The sequence below is a fragment of the Roseateles amylovorans genome, from assembly GCF_025398155.2.
Taxonomy (GTDB): domain Bacteria; phylum Pseudomonadota; class Gammaproteobacteria; order Burkholderiales; family Burkholderiaceae_C; genus Roseateles; species Roseateles amylovorans.
Genome location: NZ_CP104562.2, coordinates 2,094,331 through 2,114,648 on the forward strand (window position 1 = coordinate 2,094,331; position 20,318 = coordinate 2,114,648).

Consider the following 20,318-nt stretch of genomic DNA (forward strand, 5'->3'; position numbering starts at 1 on the left):
GCCCGGTTGAAACAAGTGGGGGCGAAGCGCCCTCATACAATCCCGCCATTCTAAGAAGCACCATGAAGCAAGTTCGGAAGACAGTCCTCCTCTGGTATTCGCCGCGAGAGATCTACGACCTGGTCACCGGCGTCGAGCGATATCCGGAGTTCCTGCCGTGGTGCGCCGCGGCGGAGGTCCTGGAGCGCCACGACGACGGCATGACCGCCCGCCTGTCGCTCGCCTACGCCGGCCTGCGCCACGCCTTCACCACCCGCAATACCCATGAGCTCAACCAACGCGTTCGCATGCAGTTGGTCGACGGGCCGTTCTCGTTGCTGGACGGGGACTGGCAATTCCTGCCGCTCCACAAGCCCGGCGCCCCGACTGATGGCGAACCGCAGGCCTGCAAGATCGAATTCGAACTGCGCTATGCGTTTTCCAGCTTTGCGCTGGAGGCGGTGGTCAGTCCGGTGTTCGATCGCATTGCCAACACGTTTGTCGACAGCTTCGTGAAGCGCGCGGAGCAGGTCTATGGCCCTCGCTGAGCCGGTCGACGTCAGGGTCGAAGGCACCGCCATCGCTGAGGCGCCGGCCATCACAGACCCCGGCGATCTGCAGATCGAGCTCTGCTGGAGTCCCGTGCGCGGTGAGTTGCGTCAGCAGTCGCTGACCGTGACGCCCGGCTGCACCCTGGCTCAGCTGTTGTCGGCCTGCGGATGGTTCGAGCCCGAGGCGATCAGCCGTCTCAAGGTCGGCATCTGGGGGCGCCTGCAGCCGCTGGACACGGTGCTTCGGCAGGCTGATCGGGTGGAGGTCTATCGCGCCTTGACGGTCGACCCGAAGGAAGCGCGGCGCCAGCGCTACAAGGCGACGGGCACGCGCATCGTCACCCGGCATCGGCCATTGGGGCGCAAGGCCTGAGCGCCGGGTAAACGCCAAGCCTCAGCGGCTTGGCGAGACGCTTACTTGCAGGACGCGGCGATCACCGCCTGCATCTGCTTGGTCTGTTCCTGGCGCGCGGCGTCATCCACGACCTTGGATTCACCCTTGTCATCCGTCTGGCGCATGCGAACGCCGGACTCAAGCATGCGCATGCGGTTCTGGGCCACGCGGCAGTTCTCCGCATCGGTCTCCTTGCGCACCTTGTCTTCAGCCGCCTTGCGTTCCTGTTCCACCTTGTCACGCGAGGACGCATCGCTGGCCGGCCGGCCGGGCGCCGAGGCGCCGGTGGCGGCGGCTGTCGTCCCGGGCGTGGCCGGGCTCATCGCACGCACCGCATTGGGCGAGGGGCGTTGCAGGATGTCCTTTTCCGCCACGGCGCCGGGAGGCGGGCGATCGCTGTACTGGACGCGCCCTTGGGCGTCGCGCCATTTCCATTGGGCCTGGACGGACGGGGCCAGTGCCAGCAGCAGGACGCTGCACAGCAGGCTCAGGGGAAGTCGCAAAGAGGTCATGGCGGGAGGCTTCGGGAAGCTTCTGGAAGTGCAAGTCAACTTCACAGGCTAACGGATCCCGTAGAAATGACTGCAAAAAGTTGTTGGCGAGAAGTGTAGCGCCGCACTTCTCTATAATGCGCCTTTGCGTCTGGAGCTTCCCACATGCGCCTACTCGGAAAAGCGCTCACCTTCGACGATGTGTTGCTGGTGCCGGCGTTCTCCCAGGTGTTGCCGCGCGACACCAGCCTTGCCACTCAATTCACGCGTGGCATTCGCCTGAACCTTCCCCTTGTGTCCGCCGCCATGGACACCGTCACCGAGGCACGACTGGCAATTGCCATCGCCCAGGAAGGCGGCATCGGCATCGTCCACAAGAACCTGACGCCTCAGCAGCAGGCCGCCGAAGTGGCCCGCGTCAAGCGTTACGAGTCCGGCGTTCTCCGCGACCCCATCACCATCACACCGGACACCACCGTTCGCCAGGTCAAGGCCTTGAGCGAACACCACGGTATCTCCGGCTTCCCGGTGCTGCAGGGCGCGAAGGTGGTCGGCATCGTGTCCGGGCGGGATCTGCGTTTCGAAACCCGCATGGATGTGCCGGTCAGCGAAATCATGACTCCGGCCGAGCGCCTGATCACCGTCAAGGAAGGCGCCTCGATCGACGAGGGCAAGGCGCTGATGCACAAGCACAAGCTGGAGCGGGTGCTGGTCGTCAACGAGGCCTTCGAACTGCGCGGCCTGATGACCGTCAAGGACATCACCAAGCAGACCAACTTCCCCAATGCCGCCCGCGACAAGCAGGGCAAGCTGCGCGTCGGCGCCGCCGTCGGCGTGGGTGAGGGCACCGAGGAGCGGGTGGAACTGCTGGTTCGCGCCGGCGTGGACGCCATCGTGGTCGACACCGCGCATGGCCACAGCTCGGGCGTGATCGAGCGGGTGCGCTGGGTCAAGACCAACTATCCGGACGTTCAGGTCATCGGCGGCAACATCGCCACCGGCGCCGCTGCGCTGGCGCTGGTCGAGGCCGGGGCGGATGCGGTGAAGGTCGGCATCGGCCCGGGCTCCATCTGCACCACCCGCATCGTGGCCGGCGTGGGCGTGCCCCAGATCACCGCCATCGACTATGTCGCCACTGCGCTGAAGGGCACCGGCGTGCCGCTGATCGCGGACGGCGGCATCCGCTACTCGGGCGACATCGCCAAGGCCGTCGCCGCAGGCGCCAGCACGGTGATGATGGGCGGCATGTTCGCCGGCACCGAGGAAGCACCGGGCGAGGTCATCCTCTACCAGGGCCGCAGCTACAAGAGCTACCGCGGCATGGGCTCGATCGGCGCGATGAAGGCCGGTTCCGCCGACCGCTACTTCCAGGAAAACGACGAGACCACCAACCCCAATGCGGACAAGCTGGTGCCGGAAGGCATCGAAGGCCGTGTCCCGTACAAGGGGTCGATGATCGCGATCGTCTACCAGATGGCCGGTGGCCTGCGCGCGTCGATGGGCTACTGCGGTTGCGGCAGCATCGCCGACATGCACGACCGGGCTGAATTCGTCGAGATCACCTCCGCCGGGATCCGCGAAAGCCATGTGCACGACGTGCAGATCACCAAGGAAGCGCCCAACTACCGCCTGGAGTGAGTCACTTGACCGACTCGGCATCCACCGATGTCGATGGCGGCCTGCGGGCCGCCATCCCCCCCGCAACACATGGCGGCCGCAAGGCCGCCATGTCGTTCATCCTGATCGCGGTGCTGATCGACATGGTGTCGATCGGCCTGATCATTCCCGTGCTGCCGCCCTTGGTCGGCACCTTCACGCAGACCGAAACCCAGCATGCGCTGGCGCAACTGGCGGTGGCCTTTGCCTTCGGTCTGGCCAATTTCTTCGGCGCGCCCATCCTGGGCGGGCTGTCTGACCGGTTCGGCCGCCGCAAGGTGATGCTGATCGGTTTCAGCGGACTGGCTCTGAGCTTCTTCGTCACCGCCATGGCGAACGCGCTGTGGATGCTGGTGGTGGTCCGTCTGTTCTCCGGCGCGATGCAGGCCAACGCCGCTGTCGCCAACGCCTATGTGGCGGACATCACCCCGCCCGCCGATCGCGCCAAGCGTTTCGGTCTGCTGGGCGCGGCCTTCGGTGTGGGCTTCATCCTGGGCCCGGTGATGGGTGGGCTGCTGGGCAGCATCGACCTGCATCTGCCGTTCTATGTCGCGGGCGTGCTGGCCTTGCTGAACTGGTGCTACGGCTTTTTCGTGCTACCCGAATCCCTGGCGCCGGAGCATCGCCGTCCGTTTGAATGGCGCAAGGCCAATCCGCTCAAGTCGCTGGCGCGGGTGCGCGACCTGCGCGGCGTCGGTGCGCTGATCTATGTGGTTGCCTGTTCCGGTCTGGCGCAGTTGATCATCCACACCAGCTGGGTGCTCTACAACCAGCACAAGTTTGGCTGGGGTCCGCGTGAGAACGGGCTGTCCCTCTTTGCGGTCGGCCTGATGGCGGTGGTGGTGCAGGGCGGGCTGCTGCAGCCCTTGCTGCGCTGGCTGGGGCCGCGCCGTCTGGTGCTGATCGGCCTGTCCTCCTCGGTGATGACCAACCTGGTCTGGGGTCTCGCGACCGAAGGCTGGATGATGGTGGCCATCATCTTCTTGAACGTGGTGGGCTTTGCCGCGCCGACGGCCATGCAGAGCCTGATCTCCAATGCGGCCGATGCGCGCAACCAAGGCGAGACCATGGGCGCGGTGGCCTCGATCAACAGCCTGATGGCGGTGCTGTCGCCGATCCTGGGCCTGGGCCTGATGGCGCTGGTGGCCGAACTTCCCAAGACCGACTGGCGCCTGGGCGCACCGTTCTATCTGTGTGCGGTGCTGCAGGTGGTGTCGCTGGGCTTTGCCTGGCGCCATTTCCATGAATCGCCGCCGGCGGAGGCTGCCGCGGCGAAGGCCTGATCGCCAGACGCTTCCTGATCGTTTCCGATGGCCCCGTGCCTGTCCTCGTTGGCCGGCACCGGCCCGTTTTTCGCACCGATTCCGACTCTCAAGACGCTGACCATGCACGACAAAGTCCTCATCCTCGACTTCGGCTCCCAGGTGACCCAGTTGATCGCACGTCGTGTGCGTGAAGCGCATGTCTACTGCGAGATCCATCCCAACGACGTCAGCGACGACTTCATCCGCGACTTCGCTCCGAAGGCGATCATCCTGTCCGGCAGCCATGCGTCGACCTACGAAGACCATGAGCTGCGTGCCCCGCAAGCGGTGTGGGATCTGGGCGTTCCGGTGCTGGGCATCTGCTACGGCATGCAGACGATGGCGGTGCAACTGGGCGGCAAGGTCGAATGGAGCGATCACCGCGAATTCGGCTATGCAGAAGCCCGCGCCCATGGCCACACGCGTCTGCTGTCCGGGCTGCAGGACTTCGCCACGCCGGAGGGCCACGGCATGCTCAAGGTCTGGATGAGCCATGGTGACAAGGTCACCGCGCTGCCGCCGGGCTTCAAGCTGATGGCCTCCACGCCCAGCTGCCCGATCGCCGGCATGGCCAATGAAGAGAAGGGCTATTACGCCGTCCAGTTCCATCCCGAAGTCACGCACACCCTGCAGGGCGCGGCGCTTTACACCCGCTTCGTGCGCGAGATCGCCGGTTGCAAGGGCGACTGGGTGATGGGCGACTACATCACCGAAGCCGTTGAGCGGATTCGTGAGCAGGTCGGCGATGAGGAAGTCATCCTGGGCCTGTCGGGTGGTGTGGATTCATCGGTCGCCGCGGCGCTGATCCATCGCGCCATCGGCGATCAACTGACCTGCGTGTTCGTTGACCACGGTCTGCTGCGCATGAACGAAGGTGACATGGTCATGGACATGTTCGCGGGCAAGCTGCATGCGAAGGTGATCCGAGTCGACGCCAGCGAGCTCTTCCTGGGTCAACTGGCCGGTGTGACCGATCCCGAGCGCAAGCGCAAGATCATCGGCGGTCTGTTCGTCGATGTCTTCAAGGCGGAGGCCGAGAAGCTCAAGGCCGATGGTCAAGGCCACAAGGGCGCGACCTTCCTGGCCCAGGGCACGATTTATCCGGACGTGGTGGAGAGCGGCGGCACCAAGACCAAGAAGGCCACCACGATCAAGAGCCACCACAACGTGGGCGGCCTGCCTGAGCAACTGGGCTTGAAGCTGCTGGAGCCGCTGCGCGAGCTGTTCAAGGATGAAGTCCGCGAACTGGGTGTGGCGCTGGGTCTGCCACCGGAGATGGTGTATCGCCACCCGTTCCCGGGTCCGGGCCTGGGGGTGCGCATCCTGGGTGAAGTGAAGAAGGACTATGCCGACCTGCTGCGTCGTGCCGATGCCATCTTCATCGAGGAACTCCGCAACACGCGGGACGAGGCGACCGGCAAGACCTGGTACGAGCTGACCAGCCAGGCGTTCACCGTGTTCCTGCCGGTCAAGAGCGTGGGCGTGATGGGAGATGGTCGGACTTACGACTACGTCGTCGCCCTGCGCGCGGTGCAGACCAGCGACTTCATGACGGCCGACTGGGCGGAACTGCCCTACAGCCTGCTCAAGCGCTGCTCGGGCCGCATCATCAATGAAGTGCGCGGCATCAATCGGGTGACCTACGACGTGTCGAGCAAGCCGCCGGCGACGATTGAGTGGGAGTGATTCTTCCCGGCTCACCGAACGCGATGGGATCGTGTTTGGACAACGCGTCGGGCCGGCTCCGACGCGTGTGAATGGCTTTCCGACTATTAAGTCTTAGCGCAGGAGAGCATCAACATCGGCAGCTCCGATGTGATGCAACAGCTTCTATCTCCCCTTAACACGTAATGCGTCATTAATTATGGGCGTGGAACTGCACATTACCCGGGCGGAGTTCTGGGCCGAGAATGAAGGTTCGGAAATCACAGCTGAAGAATGGCTCGCTCATGTCGAGGCTGATCCAGACCTATCGCTGCATGCCGAGAACGGCCCCTACTATGCGGTGTGGAGCGGGCCGTCAAAGCATGAGGAGCCCTGGCTTGAGTGGTTCCAAGGCAATGTGAGCTCAAAGTGGCCAGACACGGCGCTGTACCAAAAGATGCTGCAGGTTGCGGGCGCGCTCGGAGCGCGCGTGCAGGATGATGACGGCACGTTTTACGAGAAGGAGACAGATTGGCAATTCAATCCCGAATAGCGTCCGCCTCCAACGCCGCCGGACTGAGCCTCATGCGGCCGAGGACGCACGCGAACGCTGCCCACTTGGTTGAGATCTAAAGATCATCAGACGACAAGTCGAGTATCGCGTTTGGCAGAATAGGATCCGCGTTAGAGTGGCAGATCAGTGTCCGCTACATACGAGATCAAGGGAGAACGGCTTGTCGGCAATCAAGGTGAACCAGATTCGCGCGAAGCTTCGGCAATTGTTCGAGGCCCATTTGGACCTAAGCGATATCGGACCGACCGACGGGGAACGAGAGAACAAGATCTTGAGCCGTTGTCTTGCGGCCCTTGCGATCTACATTCAAACGGGATGCACAGAAAAAGAGGCTGCCGAGTCGGTATGGGATGGTGGCGACGACAACGGGATTGACGCTGCCTATTTTGATCCCTCAGACCTTCGAGTCGTATTGGTTCAATCGAAGTGGATAAACAAGGGCGCCGGTGAACCGGAAGCCAAGGATATCGGCGCCTTTACCAAGGGCGTCCGTGACATCATCGAACAAGACAACACCGGCTTCCGTGCGGGTTTGCACGCGAAGTTCAGTGACATCGCACTGAGGCTCTCGAGCCCGGGAACGTCGGTGCACCTAGTTCTAGTCTCCACCGGCGCAAGTGTTCTCGCGAAGCATGGAACGTCCGTTTTGACGACCTTGCTCAAGGACTTGAACGGTGATGACCCCGAGCCGATTGCAAGCTCTGAAGCAATGGGGCTTGCAGAGGTTTATTCCGGCCTGGCGAATGATCCCTTGTTGAGCAACGTCTCCGTTGACGCGACAATGCTTGATTGGTCGTACGTGGCCACACCATTCCCCGCGTACTTCGGAGTTATTGATGGGCTCCAGCTGAAGACATGGTGGAAGACGCACGGCAAGGCTCTCGTCGCCTCCAACATTCGGCACTCGCTTGGTAGCACGGAAGTCAACAACGAGATCAAGCAAACTGCCACATCGACGCCGGAGAAGTTTTGGTACTTCAACAACGGGATCACCCTCGTATCGAACGAGGCGTTGAAGGCTCCGGTTGGGGCCGCGTCGCGTGCTGCGGGAGTCTTTTCGTTCAGAGGTGCATCGATCGTCAACGGCGCCCAAACGGTTAGCTCGCTTGCAAAAGTCGACGATGACAATCGACTGGCAGAGGTTCGGGTGCCGCTCAGGGTGATCCTCCTCAAGTCCGCGCCCGCTGGCTTTGGCGATGAGGTGACGCGGACGAACAATCTTCAGAACCGGGTGGAGCCTCGCGATTTCGTGGCACAAGACCCCGAGCAGCGTCGTCTTCGGCAAGAAATGGCTATCGAGGGCGTCGACTACCAATTCGTTCGAAGCGAAGACTCCATGGCAACGGCGACATCCTGCGAGCTCATTGAGGTGACTACAGCATTGGCCTGCGCTGCAGGTGAGCCAAATCTTGCAGTGCAACTCAAGACGGGCATTGGTCGCTTTTTTGTCGACCTTTCCAAGCCTCCCTACAAGGCCGTGTTCAACGCTGGCGTCAGTGGTGCGAGGGCATTTAACGCAGTAGTGGTTCACCGTGAGATTGAACGCTGGATCGACAAGAAAAAGACATCGATGACCAAGAAAAGCGGACCTGCGTGGGGGGCCCTAGTGCACGGGAACCGAGTGCTGTCGGCAGCGGTGTTCGCAAAATACGGGAGCGGAAACCTATCTCAAGCGATCGCCTCTTTTGGCGCGGCATTTGATCCGGCAGTTATCGAAGCGCATTGTGACATTGTGCACGCGAAGATGGCTGCGGGGATAGAGGCCAACTACCCGGGTAAATTTCTGGCCGTTCTTTTTAAGAACCCGTCGATGAGCAAAAACGTGTTCGATCTAGCCTGCGCTTGAAGCTTGAATCCGCCCTGTCCTTCGCAGCCAACTCCGAATAGATGAGGTCGCGAAGTGCTAGTGCCCGCGCAGTCCGGCGCGGGCTAAGGTCGACCGGGCCTGACTGGTCAAGTGGATTTAAAAGCGACAGCTTTGCCTTGCCTGACCAAGTCGACCAAGAGCAGGCGTGGCTGACCGACATTCGCCGCGAACCAACCGTCGCGGCGGCCGGCAAAACGGGCGAGCCAAACCGCCAGCAAGTGGCCGCGTACCGATCTGCGATCTTTGCTCCGCCGACCCCGCAATGCGTCGAATTGGATGACTCCACGAATTGTCGGTCCGGCTGTCAGTTAGCCGGTTTTGCTCGATGCAATTTGGCCCTCTGTACGCCCGGACCAGGGCTTACCAATTGACAATTGAGTGGGAGTGAGGCTTCCCCGCAATCCGTTGATTGCGACGAATGAATCTGCGTCTGGTGACCGCTGAGTTGGCGTCGTCAACGGCATTGCTCCTGGTTAAGGTCAGGAACTTTGCCGTTGAAGTTCCGACGCCATGGCTCACTGCTTCGCCGGCGACACTCGTCCTTCATCAGACTCGACTTGATAGCTCACTTCGTGCGCCTCCCAGGGCAGCGGCACCTCCCACCGGTGCAACATGCGTTCGAGATCCCTCTGCTTGAGTGTGCTGTCGCGGTGCGCATTGCGCCTGAAGAGTGTGTCGGCGGGCACTTCAAGATAGACCAGCTTCACGTCGGCGTTGTAGGCGTAGAGCAGGTCCAGCGTCTTGTTGCGCATCTGCTCGCTCAAGTGCGTGGCGTTCCAGACGAAGGGCTCCTGCCGTCGCAGCAGCGCTTTCGCCTTGTCGACCGCGCGATGGGCCGCCAGGCCGTCGTTCTCGCCGTGCTTCAGACCGAGTTCTGCTTTCGCGTCGTCAAACGACACGACCTCGAGACCTCGCGCATGGCGCGCGACCCAACTGTCCTTGCCCGATGCCGGCAGCCCACAAAGTACCGTGACCTGCGATCCCTGCACCTGGAACAGCGGTGTGTCCAGATGCACGGCCGCACCGCGCGCATACATCAGTCGCGTGTGCGCCGAGGCGGCCTCTCTGGGCGTGCCCCAGCACCCATCCTCGCGTGCGAGCTGCTCAAACAGCGCGATATCGTCCAGCCGTGCCTGCTGATCGACGCAGATGCGCCCCCGCATGTCGGCGCGTGCCACGCAGACCAGATCGGACAGATCCAGGCTCCATGAAAGCCGCCGCGCAATGAACTCCGGTGATTCGCCGCGACGCGAGTCGAAGGCAAAGAACGGCACCTGGTGCACCGCGATGATTCGACAGACGGCCTCGCGCAGCTCGAACGGCACGCCCGCGCGCCAGAGCAGCGCGCGCACATCCACGGCCCCGCGGCGCGAATGGCCAGGTTGCCCGATCTCGCCGGTCACCGGATCGATGGTCGTGGTTTCGGGCTTGCAGAGGTCGTGCAGCAACGCCGCGAGGAACAGGGTTTCGCGCCGTGCACCGCGGGTTGCTTGGAAGTGATCGCACCCCAGCAGCGCATCGAGCACCAGTCGCGTGTGGATGCCGACATTCCCCTCAGCGTGATAGCGCGGGCTCTGCGGCGTGGTCTCAAGTGCACGCAGACGCGGGAAGACCTCGCAGCAAGCAGACCAGTCGTAGCCAGCGCCGGCCTCCGCGGGGCACAGCGCACGAATCAGTTCGTAGATCATGTTCTTCTCCTTCCCAGGGATGGCGCTCAACCGCGTGCTGCTGAGCAAGCCCAGCCAGTGGCAGCCACCGGCGCGTAGAGGTCCACCTCCGGCGCAAGCCCATTGGGGATCACGGGTCGGGTGCTGTGATGCGAGCCCGAATCGAGGATGGTCTGGACGAAGTCCGGGCGCACCCACTTGTAGCGGCCGAGCACCTGGCGCGCGTTCTCCACCTTGATGTACAGACCTTCGGACAGGTCCGACTTGTCGGTCTGCTGCCATGCGAGCGGCAGGTCCAGATCCTGGCGCCGCACGCTTTGCTCGAAGGCACTGCGCCACTGCGCAGTCTTCGCGAGGGACGGCCTCACCAGCGCGCGTAACGCATTGACATTGTTCGGCATGGCGCCTGTCAGCAGCACGGGAACACTGACGATGGGCGAGCCCGCAAGCATCTCATGACGCCGCGGTGTGCTGAGGAAGGCTTGCTCGACCCGGTCGTAGATGTCGAACTCGCAGAACCAATGCGGCAGACGGTCATAGCTGACCGAATGCTTGGCAAACAGCCATTCGCCGTACATCACATAGCGGTCTTCGAGCAGCGCGAGCAGCCGCGATTCGTGCGATGAAGCCCACAGTTTGAACGGCGCGAATTGCCGCTCACGCCCACCGCCGACAAGGTAATGACCACGGGACTGCAACAGCATGTCGCCGCCGCTGCTGAACGAGATGCCGACGTTGGCGCCGTCGAGTTTCTCTTCGATCACGGCATGACACCCCGCCAGGGTGGCGAGGCGCACGTGCTCATGGCCTTCGTCGCCAGGTTGCAGGCGAGAGCCTTCGATGTGCGGAGTCCTGGGGTACTTCAGGATCTCCAGGGATTGGATGGGGAGGTCGACGGATGGCGTCGACCCGATGTGCGCAGACATGGTCGTCTCCTGGTTCGATGGAACGAACCGACGACGGTGCGTGCGCGGAGCTTGGCGGGTCGGGCGTCCGCCGCCGGCATGGCGTGAGCGGGTGGGACGCGCAGAACGGCTGCAACGGCCGAACTCATGGCAGGCATGAGCCGGATGGCGGTCGACGGCTTAGAGGGCGGCGATGTTGCAGGACACGATTCGCTCCGTGAGGCTGGAGGTCAAGGAAGGCGGCGAAGTCTATGCACGGCACCCCATCGACGCAAGTCGGCGCGTGTCATCGGAACAACGCGGCTGTGACGTGGTCAGAGCAAGAGGCTCTGCAACCGTTGATCGACGGCCACCACGGGTCGCAGACACCGTCCGCTCTCGCGTCCGCTACCGATCACCCGCCGGCATCCACCCCATTCCCGCTGTGAACCACCTGCTGCAACCCAGCCAGGGTGCGACTTCAGCTAGGTAGTTGTCTTGACATGCAGTCTGCTGCTGCGACAACGATGCTGCGCCTGGTAGTGCTCCAGCGGCCGGCCGTTGACGCCATAAGCGATGGACTCGATCCGCAGCAGCGGCTCGTGAGCGTCCAGCTCCAGCAGCTCGCGGGTCGAGACATCCGGGATGACCGCATCGATCCAGCGCTCGGCCCGGGAGATGCGCAGGCCGTACTGGCGGCGCAGCACATCGTAGAGCGAGCGGTTTTCCAGCCGGATGCGGTGCAGGCCCGGGGCGAGGTCGGCCGGCACCGCCGTCTGAACCAGCAGGCGCAGCTCGTTGTCCACGCTCCGCAGGCGGCGAAGGGCCACCACCTGGTCCTGCGGCCCCAGCTCCAGGGCCCGCGCCTCGGCCTCGGTGGGCGCGCGCAGTTCCTGGCTCAGCACCTGGGTGCGCACGCTCAGGCCCTTGCGCTCCATCTCGTCTGAAAAGCCCAGCACCGTGGAGACGAAATCCTCATCCCGCTCGCGCGCCGAGACAAACGCGCCCTGGCCCTTGATCTTGTAGATCAGGCCGGTGCGCACCAGGTCGCCCAGGGCCTCCCGCACCACGATGCGTGAGATGCCGAACTGCTCGCCGAACTCAGCCTCGGTGGGCAGCTTCTCGCCCACCGCGAGCTCGCCGCGCAGGATGCTGCCGCGCAGCGCGTCGCGGAACTGGGTCCACAAGGGGGCACTGGCATTGCGGTCCAGGGCCGGCACGGCGGGGAAGGTGGTCGGGCTGATGCTGCTCACGTCGGAATGGGGCTGGAGATGGGTTCAAGCGGCCAGGCACTGGCGCCACTGGCCGCGCCGGCCGAAGCGGGGCGCGGGCCCAGGTGGGCGCCATGCTGGTCTCGAAGTATCGCCGCGCAGGCGTGCAATTCGGCCTCACGCCGGGCGATGTCCCAGCCCAACGCTTCAGCGGCCACGCCGGCCAGTTCAGCCAGCAGGGCGTCGTCCACCAGGCCGCGTATGGCCAGCAGGGTGCGTCGCAACAGCAGGTCGGCCAGGTGTTGCACACCCGTTTCGCGGCACAGATAGCGCAGCTCGGCCGCCGAGTAGCCCGGCACGGCCGCGAGCGCCAGGTCGCCGTCTTCGGCCAGGAAGCGCCGAGCCAGAGGCAGGGCGGCACTGCCATAGCGGGCCTGCAGCTGATGGGCGCGAGCGGCGTCCAGGCCTGCGGCCAGCAGAGCGGCTTGAAGCGGTTCTGCGGCGATCGCCCCGCCGCCGATGGGCAGCTCGCAAGTGCTGGCGCGGCGCTGTCGGCCCAACTGCTGCAGGACCGCATCACAAGCCTGCTCGGCCAGGGCCCGGAAGGTGGTCCACTTGCCGCCCACCAGTCCCACCAGGGGCATGGCTCGCCGGGCATGCGGGGCTTCCACCACCACGGCGTGCTCGCGCGAGATCTGGCCCGGCTGGTCGGCCCGGGCGCGCGCCAGCGGGCGCACGCCCACATAGGTGTAGAGCACCTGCTCGCGGCCAAAGCTCAGGCGCGGGAAGACCTCGCGCAGGACCGCCAGCAGATAGTCCACCTCGGCGGGCTCGGTACGGACCTGGTCCGGGTCATCCACCGGAATGTCGGTGGAGCCCACCAGCACGCGGTCCAGGAAGGGGTAGACGATGCAGACCCGGCCGTCCGCCGCCTCGAAATAGGCCATGCGGCCGCCCAACTGTTGGCGCAGAGCCGCATGCTCCAGCACCAGGTGGGAGCCCTTGGTGCCCATCACGCGACTGTCGGCGCCACCGAGCTGCTGGGCCGATCGGTCCAGCCAGGCACCGGTGGCGTTGACCACGCAATCGGCGCTGACGCAGACCTCTTCGCCACTGAGCTCATCGCGCAAGCGCAACTGATGACCCTCGCTGCCCAGCAGGCGACAGTGGTTGATGGCGGCACTGCCTGGCTGCTCGCGCAGCGCATCGCCCAGCAGTTCCAGCACCAGCCATTCGGGATGGCTGATCCAGGCGTCGAAGTAGGTGGCGCACCAGCGCACGCCGGGCCGGAAGAGCTGGACATCCCCAGGCGCCAGTCGCTCGATGCGGTGGTTGGGCATCTGGCGCTGGCGCCGGCCGAGCAGGTCGTAGAGCCGCAGGCCCAGGGCCACCACCAGCAGGCCGCGGCTGCCCGGGGCGCGCTCGATGCCGACGAAGCGCAAGGCGCTGCTGAGCAGGCCGCCGAAGTGGTTGGACAGCGGGACAACGGTCTCCAGCGGTCGCACCAGGTGCGGCGCATTGCGAAGCAGACGGTTGCGCTCTCGGGTGGACTCGGCCACCAGGGCGAAGTCGCCATGCTCCAGGTAGCGCAGGCCGCCGTGGATCATCCGTGAGGGCGCACTGCTGGCACCCGCGGCGAAGTCCGCCTTGTCGATGATCAGGCAGTCGACACCCTGCAAGGCCAGATCGCGGAACACGCCCACGCCATTGATGCCGGCGCCGATGATGACGGTGGAGAAATGCCGGCCGGCAATGTCGGCCGGACGCACACGAGGCAACTGAGGGGCATTCATGGCGTGTTCCCGGCCAGGTGGGCGAAGAGTGGGGCGGCAGCGGCCAGCAACTGCTCGAAGCCGTCCAGGTAGGCAGCGTGCCTGCCGGTGGCATCGGGCTGGGGTTCCAGGCGCGTGCAGTGCACCGGCAGCAGGCCGGGTTCGGTTGCTGTGGGCAGCACATCGCGCCAGCCCAGCGCCCGGGCGGCGTCGAGGGCCGCGCCGCGGGCACCGGTCTCGTCGTCGCCGCAGCGCTCCACCGCATGGCCCAGAAAGTTGGCCATCAGTTGCACCATCCGGGCGTCGCGCGCGCCACCGCCCAGGGCCGCGGCCAGGTTCGGCAGACCCAGTCCGCATGCCGCCAGGCGCTTGAGATGGCGCGCGTGCTGGGCCATCACCGCGTCGACCAGGGCGCGCGCCATGTGCGCGCGCTGATGGTGGCTCTGCAGGCCCACGAATCCGGCACTGGCGTTGGGCGGGTCACCGCCGCCGTTGATGAAGGGCAGGTAGCGCAGGCCCTCGGCGCCCAGGGGCAAAGAGAAGGCGGCGTCCAGTGCCGCCGCAGCATTGGGAAACTGCAGCTGACGCAGCAGCCAACCCAGATTGGCCATGGAGGAGGGGCTGTTCTCCAGGCAAAGCAGGCGGCCCGGCTCGCCGAAGTTCACCAGGGCACCCAGCGCAGGGCGAGGTTGCTGGACCGGGCCCACCACCGCATTCACGCACCAGGTGCCCAGCACCGCGACGGCCTCGCCGCGCGCCGGGGCGCCTACCGCCTGCAGCGAGGCCAGCAGGTCGATGCATCCCACCGCCACCGGCAGCCCGGCAGGCAGGCCGCAGTCGGCCGCCACGCTGGCACGCAACTGGCCGCGTACGCTGGCACTCGGCCGCAACGGGGGCAAGGCGTCGGCCAGTTCGGACAGGCCGGCTGCCTCCAGTGAGGCGTGTGACCAGCCCGAACCATCCAGGTTCATCAAACCGGCTGTACTGGCGTCGCTCGAGTCGGTGCAAAGCTCGCCGCACAGCAGCAGACCCAGAAAGTCCTTGGCGAACAGCAACTGCCGGATCTGGCCCCGGCGCAGCAAACCCAGTTCGATCAGCTCGGCCGCGATCATGCTGGGCTGGCCCGACCAGGGCCCGCTGCCGACCTCCTGGTAGAGCGCCTCGCCGCAGGCCGCCGCCAGGGCACGAGCGCGTTGGCTGGCACGCTGATCGGTGGAGGCCACGGCCACGCCACGCAGCAAGCGCCTGCCGTCGTCCAGCGCATAGAGCCCGGCGCCATGACCGGTGCAGCCCAGGGCCCGCACCTCATGCACACGCGGTCCGAGCTGCTGGGCCACGCTCCTCAAGGCCTGGAACAGGGCGAGCCGGATGTGCGCCTCGGCCAGCTCGCAGCCCCCACCAGGCAGCCGGATGAAGTGGAGCGGGCCGCCTGCGCACGCCAGGGTTGCGCCGCTGCCGCACTCGAAGGCCAGGACCTTGAGCCCCGTGGAGCCCATGTCGACTCCGATGAGAATGTCTGTTTGCATGTCATAACATCATCCGGACCTGAGGCCGCTTGGTCAGCCGCGTTTACCCTAGTTTCAAGTTTCGTCTCCCCGAATGTATTCTTTCGTTGTCATGACAGCCAGACGTCGTCGGGCTGATCAAGGCGAGTGCCTCAATGGCGGGGTCGTCGGCCCATGCCAATCACACAGAAGGAGCACGCGATGAGGAGACAGTTTCTGAAGACCGCCGCACTGGCAGGCACCGGCCTGGCGGGTGGCAGCGCCTTGGCCCAACTGCCCGCCGCTGGCCAGGGCCTGCGCGGCAACCCCAACGACGTCTACGTGATGAACGTGATGGTCTCGGGCGTCGAGTATTGGTTTCCGGTCTACGAAATGATGAAGCAGCTGGGTCGCACCCTGGGCGTGAAGACCCGCTACAGCGGCACCCCGGAGTACGACGTGAACAAGCAGGTGGCCTCCTTCGAGCAGGAGCTGGCGCGCAAGCCTGCGGGCATCCTGCTGCACCCGATGAACCCCGACCCCTTCATCGAGCCCATCAGCCGCGCCGCGTCCATGGGCATTCCGGTGGTGACCTTCGCCGCCGATTCACCCAATTCCAAACGGGTGTCCTTCGTCAGCTCGGACAACGACCGAGAGGGCATGCAAGCGGCCGATGCGATCGCTGCCGCGCTGGGCGGCAAGGGCGAGTACGCGGTGCTGGAGAACCCCGGCCAGGACAATCACGATCGCCGCATCGCCGCCTTCATCCAACGCATGAAGAGCAAATACCCCGGCATGAAGCTGGTCGGTCGCGCGGCCAGCAATCAGGACCCCAACAAGGCCTACCAGGCCACCTTGAGCCTGGCCCAGGCCAACCCGAACCTGGGCGCCCTTTTCATGCCGGAGGCCAATTCGGCCCTGGGCGCCGCCCAGGCCAAGGTGGAGAGCAAGAAGAACATCCGCGTGATGTGCTGCGACGTCAACGCCAAGATCCTGGACATGATCAAGTCGGGCGATGTGTTCGGCGCCATCAATGCCAACCAGGGCGTGCAGGGTTACATGGGCATGATGCTGCTCTTCCTGGCGCGCAACGCCCAGCTCATCGACCCGATGAATGACGCGCGTCGTGCCGGCAACAACCCCATGGCCGTGCCTTTCCTGGACAACGGGCTCTCGGTGGTGAGCAAGGCCAATGCCGACGACTTCTACTGGGACAGGTATCTGAGCCGTCGCGGCACGAAGGGCATCAACGAATGAGCACAGCCGCGGACACGCCGCTGCTGGAGCTGCGCGGCATCGTCAAACGATTCGGTGCCGCGCGTGCGCTCGCGGGTGTGGACTTCTCGCTGCGCCGCGGCGAGATCCACGCCCTGTGCGGAGAGAACGGTGCGGGCAAGTCCACGTTGATGAAGATCATCGATGGCATTCACCCGCCCGACGAAGGGGAGATCCTGTTGGAGGGCCAGCGGGTGGAGATCGCCGGGCCGGCCGATGCCATGCGCCTGGGCATCGGCCTGGTGCACCAGGAGATCGCGCTGTGCGGCGATGCCACGGTGGCCGAGAACATCTTCATGGCCGAGATCAATGCCAGCCGCAGCGCCTGGGTGGACTACCGCGCGTTGGAGCAGCGCGCGGCCGCGGTGCTGGCCCGACTCGGTCAGCACATCGACCCGCGGGCCCGGGTGGATGCGCTGGGCATCTCCAGCCAGCAGTTGGTGGAGATCGCCAAGGCCCTGACGCTGAACTGCAAATTGCTGATCCTGGATGAGCCCACGGCCGCGCTCACCGAGCCGGAGTCCGTGGCCCTGTTCCGGGTGTTGCATGACCTGCGCCTGCGGGGCCTGGGCATCATCTACATCAGCCATCGCATGGCCGAGATCTTTGAGCACTGCGACCGTGCCACCGTGCTGCGCGACGGGCGCGACGTGTTCTGCGGCCCCTTGGCCCGGACCACGCCCGACGCCTTGGTGCGCGCCATGGTGGGCCGTGAGCTGAGCCAGTATTACCCGCCCAAGTGCGCCCCGGCTGCCGAGCCGCCCGAATGCCTGCTGGACGTGGAGGCCCTGGGTGACGGCGTGCGGGTGCACGAGGTCTCCTTCCAACTGCGGCGCGGCGAAATCCTGGGCATCTCCGGCCTGATGGGGGCGGGCCGCAGCGAACTGGCCGAACTGGTCTGCGGGCTGCGCCGTGCGCGGCGCGGCCGTGTGAGCCTGCGAGGCCGCGCCCTGCGCCTGCGCCGCTATGCGGATGCGCTGCGCCACGGCATCGCCTACCTCAGCGAGGACCGCAAGGCGGCCGGCGTCTTCCTGGAGCTGCCGGTGGCGCAGAACGTATCGGCCATGGCACTGGGACGGGTCAGCTCCCGCTGGGGCCTGTTGCGCCAGCGGGAGGAGCGCCGCCTGGCCGGCGAACTGGGCAGTGCGCTGCGCCTTCGCTGCGCCAGCGTGGACATGATCACCGGCGGCCTGTCCGGCGGCAACCAGCAGAAGGTGGCCATTGCCAAGCTGCTGGCCACGCGGCCGGCGGTGCTGCTGATGGATGAGCCCACCCGCGGCGTCGACGTGGGTGCCAAGTCCGAGATCCATCACCTCCTGCGCGACCTGGTCAGCCAGGGCGTGGGCGTGATCGTCATCTCCTCGGATCTGCCCGAGATCATCGGCCTGTGCGACCGCGCACTGGTGATCCACGAGGGGCGGATCGCCGGGGAGCTGGCTTCCGAACACATGAGCGAGGAGGCGCTGCTGCGCCTGGCCTCGGGTTTCACGGCGCAGGAGCAACAAAGATGTCCAAACTGAAAACGGTCCCACTGTCTGGTGCGGGTGTGCTGGGCATGGCCGAGGTCCCGGCGCGCGGCGCCGGCCCCAGCCTGCCCCGGTGGCGGCTGGGCAGCCTGCGCGAGACGGGCCTGCTGATGATCATCGCCGGCCTCTGCCTGGCGATGAGCTTCGCCTCGCCCTACTTCCTCACCTGGGACAACGTCCGGGCGATGCTGATGTCCTTCTCCATCGAAGGCATCGTGGTGGTCGGCATGACCGTCCTGCTCATCGTGGGCGGCATCGATCTCTCGGTGGGATCGGTCGTGTGCCTGGCGATGGTGATCACCGGCAAGTTCTTTCTGCTGGGACTGGATGCCTGGAGTGCCAGCGCCCTGGCCATCGTGGCCAGCGCTGGCGTCGGGGCGCTGATCGGGGGGTGTGTCACCGTCATCGGTCTGAGCCACTTCATCGCCTCGCTGGCCTTCATGGTCATCGTGCGCGGTCTGTGCCTGGCCCTCACCCAGGGCACGCCCCAATCGCTCTTTGCCCTGCCGCCGGAGTTCAAGTTCATCGGCCAGGGCATGGTGGGAGGGGTGCCGGTGGTGATCCTGATCTTCGGCGTCGTGGTGCTGATGAGTGACTTCCTGCTGCGCCGCGCCACCTTGATGCGCAAGGTGTTCTACACCGGCAGCAACGAGAAGGCGGCGCTCTATTCAGGCATCCGCACCGGCCATGTGAAGTTCTGGGTCACGGTGCTGTGCAGCGCCCTCGCTGGATTGGCCGGCGTGATCTACACGGCCCGCTTCGGGGCGGCCACGCCCACGTTCGGCGTGGGCATGGAACTCAATGTGATTGCCGCGGTGGTGATCGGCGGGGCCAGCCTCAAGGGCGGTTCGGGCACGGTGCTGGGCGCCGTGCTGGGCCTGGCCCTGCTCTCGGTGGTGAGCAGTTCCCTGATCCTGCTGGACGTCTCGCCCTATTGGCAGGACGCGATCAAGGGCTTGATCCTGCTGACCGCGGTGACTGTGGACCATCTCTTGAACGTGAAGAAGGTGATGCGATGAAGACCAACACTCTCTGGCCATACGGCCTTTCCTGCAGTGCCGTCGGCCTGGGCACCTGGGCCATGGGCGGCTGGATGTGGGGCGGCAACGACGATGCGGCCGCCATCGAGACCTTGCGGGCCTCGCTGGATGCCGGCGTGACCTTGATCGACACCGCGCCCGCCTACGGCCTGGGCCGGGCCGAGCGCCTGGTGGGCCAGGCCCTGCGCGGGCGGCGCCACGAGGCGGTGATCGCCACCAAGTGCGGCCTGGTCTGGCACACGCGTCAAGGGCGGCATTTCTTCGATGAGGAGGGGCAGGCCGTGCACCGCCACCTGGGCCGCGAGTCCATCTTCCACGAGGTGGCGCAGAGCCTGCAACGTCTGGAGACCGACTACATCGATCTCTACATCACGCACTGGCAGGACAGCGGCACCCCGGTGCAGGAGACCATGGATGCCCTGCTGGATCTCAAGCGTCAGGGCAAGATCCGGGCGATCGGCGTGAGCAATGTGGATGCCCCGACGCTGACCGAATACCTGCGCTGCGGCCCGGTGGATGCCATCCAGGAGCGCTACAGCCTGATCGACCGCGAGATCGAGCACAGCCTGCTGCCGCTGTGTCGCCACCATGGCGTGGCGGTGATGGGTTATTCCTCCTTGTCCCTCGGGCTGCTGGCCGGGCCCATCGATCCCGAGCGCCGGTTCGGCGGTGACGACCAACGCGCCGGCAACCCGCGCTTCAGCCGCGCCAACCGCCAGCGACTGAGCGCGTTCTTCCTGGAACTGGACGGGCTGCGCGAGCGCAAGGGCTGCTCCTTCGCCCAGCTGATGATCGCCTGGACGGTGGCCAGCGGCGCGGTGGACGTGGCCCTGTGCGGCGCCCGCGTGCCCTCGCAGGCACGCGAGAACGCGGGGGCCGGAGGGCTGGACCTGGATGCGGCCGATCTGGCCGCCATTGCCGCCGCTGCAGCTCGCCATCTCCAGACGTTGGACTGAGCCCCGCCCACCACTGACACCCCCATGCGCAGCGCGTCCCCGA

17 protein-coding genes are annotated in these 20,318 nt (G+C 65.5%); 11 read left to right on the forward strand and 6 right to left on the reverse strand.

Annotated features, from left to right (window positions below; translation table 11 throughout):
* Window positions 1-62: 62 nt before the first annotated feature.
* Both N4261_RS08995 and N4261_RS09000 read left to right on the forward strand, forming a co-directional pair.
* Window positions 63-527 (forward strand): type II toxin-antitoxin system RatA family toxin, encoded by a 465-nt coding sequence (locus N4261_RS08995; RefSeq protein ID WP_261759819.1) that lies wholly within the window; start codon window positions 63-65, stop codon window positions 525-527.
* Complete coding sequence (locus N4261_RS09000; RefSeq protein WP_261759820.1) at window positions 514-903, forward strand: RnfH family protein; 390 nt, start codon at window positions 514-516, stop codon at window positions 901-903. Before N4261_RS08995 ends, N4261_RS09000 begins: the two co-directional genes overlap by 14 nt.
* A 41-nt stretch (window positions 904-944) precedes the next feature.
* Here the strand turns inward: N4261_RS09000 and N4261_RS09005 are convergent, their stop codons facing one another.
* Window positions 945-1,436, reverse strand: a complete 492-nt coding sequence (locus N4261_RS09005) for a DUF4124 domain-containing protein (protein WP_261759821.1) — start codon at window positions 1,434-1,436, stop codon at window positions 945-947.
* A gap of 144 nt (window positions 1,437-1,580) precedes the next feature.
* On the opposite strand from N4261_RS09005, the gene guaB reads away from it, so the two are divergent.
* The 5 genes from guaB (at window position 1,581) to N4261_RS09030 (ending at window position 8,439) form a co-directional block, all read left to right on the forward strand.
* Window positions 1,581-3,053 (forward strand): IMP dehydrogenase, encoded by a 1,473-nt coding sequence (gene guaB, locus N4261_RS09010; RefSeq protein WP_261759822.1) that lies wholly within the window; start codon window positions 1,581-1,583, stop codon window positions 3,051-3,053.
* Between the two features lie 5 nt (window positions 3,054-3,058).
* Window positions 3,059-4,354, forward strand: a complete 1,296-nt coding sequence (locus tag N4261_RS09015; RefSeq protein WP_261759823.1) for an MFS transporter — start codon at window positions 3,059-3,061, stop codon at window positions 4,352-4,354.
* A 102-nt stretch (window positions 4,355-4,456) separates the two neighbouring features.
* Window positions 4,457-6,061, forward strand: a complete 1,605-nt coding sequence (guaA, locus tag N4261_RS09020; protein ID WP_261759824.1) for a glutamine-hydrolyzing GMP synthase — start codon at window positions 4,457-4,459, stop codon at window positions 6,059-6,061.
* Between the two features lie 184 nt (window positions 6,062-6,245).
* A complete protein-coding gene (locus N4261_RS09025; RefSeq protein WP_261759825.1) occupies window positions 6,246-6,572 on the forward strand; it encodes a hypothetical protein in 327 nt (108 codons plus the stop codon).
* A 181-nt stretch (window positions 6,573-6,753) separates the two neighbouring features.
* Window positions 6,754-8,439, forward strand: coding sequence for an AIPR family protein (locus N4261_RS09030; protein WP_261759826.1), 1,686 nt, complete (start codon window positions 6,754-6,756; stop codon window positions 8,437-8,439).
* Between the two features lie 536 nt (window positions 8,440-8,975).
* Here the strand turns inward: N4261_RS09030 and N4261_RS09035 are convergent.
* The 5 genes from N4261_RS09035 to N4261_RS09055 all read right to left on the reverse strand — a co-directional run bounded on the left by N4261_RS09035 (window position 8,976) and on the right by N4261_RS09055 (window position 15,520).
* A complete protein-coding gene (locus N4261_RS09035; RefSeq protein ID WP_261759827.1) occupies window positions 8,976-10,148 on the reverse strand; it encodes an AAA family ATPase in 1,173 nt (390 codons plus the stop codon).
* A gap of 26 nt (window positions 10,149-10,174) precedes the next feature.
* Window positions 10,175-11,053 carry an RNA ligase family protein gene (locus N4261_RS09040; protein ID WP_261759828.1) on the reverse strand — a complete coding sequence of 293 codons (879 nt, stop codon included), beginning with the start codon at window positions 11,051-11,053 and terminating at the stop codon, window positions 10,175-10,177.
* 443 nt (window positions 11,054-11,496) lie between these two features.
* A complete protein-coding gene (locus tag N4261_RS09045) occupies window positions 11,497-12,255 on the reverse strand; it encodes a GntR family transcriptional regulator (RefSeq protein WP_261760659.1) in 759 nt (252 codons plus the stop codon).
* A gap of 5 nt (window positions 12,256-12,260) precedes the next feature.
* Entirely contained in the window at window positions 12,261-14,015 is a 1,755-nt protein-coding gene (locus tag N4261_RS09050) for a glycerol-3-phosphate dehydrogenase/oxidase (RefSeq protein WP_261759829.1), read from the reverse strand.
* Complete coding sequence (locus N4261_RS09055; protein WP_261759830.1) at window positions 14,012-15,520, reverse strand: FGGY family carbohydrate kinase; 1,509 nt, start codon at window positions 15,518-15,520, stop codon at window positions 14,012-14,014. The genes N4261_RS09050 and N4261_RS09055 overlap by 4 nt, the downstream gene beginning before the upstream one ends.
* Window positions 15,521-15,700: 180 nt before the next feature.
* Here N4261_RS09055 and N4261_RS09060 point away from each other — a divergent pair, with 180 nt between their 5' ends.
* From N4261_RS09060 to N4261_RS09075, 4 genes are read left to right on the forward strand one after another with little or no spacing between them, the layout of a single operon-like run.
* Window positions 15,701-16,735: a substrate-binding domain-containing protein gene (locus N4261_RS09060; protein WP_261759831.1), complete on the forward strand. Its 1,035-nt coding sequence runs from the start codon at window positions 15,701-15,703 to the stop codon at window positions 16,733-16,735.
* Window positions 16,732-18,273, forward strand: a complete 1,542-nt coding sequence (locus tag N4261_RS09065; RefSeq protein ID WP_261759832.1) for a sugar ABC transporter ATP-binding protein — start codon at window positions 16,732-16,734, stop codon at window positions 18,271-18,273. Before N4261_RS09060 ends, N4261_RS09065 begins: the two co-directional genes overlap by 4 nt.
* A 35-nt stretch (window positions 18,274-18,308) precedes the next feature.
* Window positions 18,309-19,298: an ABC transporter permease gene (locus N4261_RS09070; protein ID WP_261760660.1), complete on the forward strand. Its 990-nt coding sequence runs from the start codon at window positions 18,309-18,311 to the stop codon at window positions 19,296-19,298.
* Window positions 19,295-20,275 carry an aldo/keto reductase gene (locus N4261_RS09075; protein WP_261759833.1) on the forward strand — a complete coding sequence of 327 codons (981 nt, stop codon included), beginning with the start codon at window positions 19,295-19,297 and terminating at the stop codon, window positions 20,273-20,275. Before N4261_RS09070 ends, N4261_RS09075 begins: the two co-directional genes overlap by 4 nt.
* Window positions 20,276-20,318 lie beyond the last annotated feature (43 nt).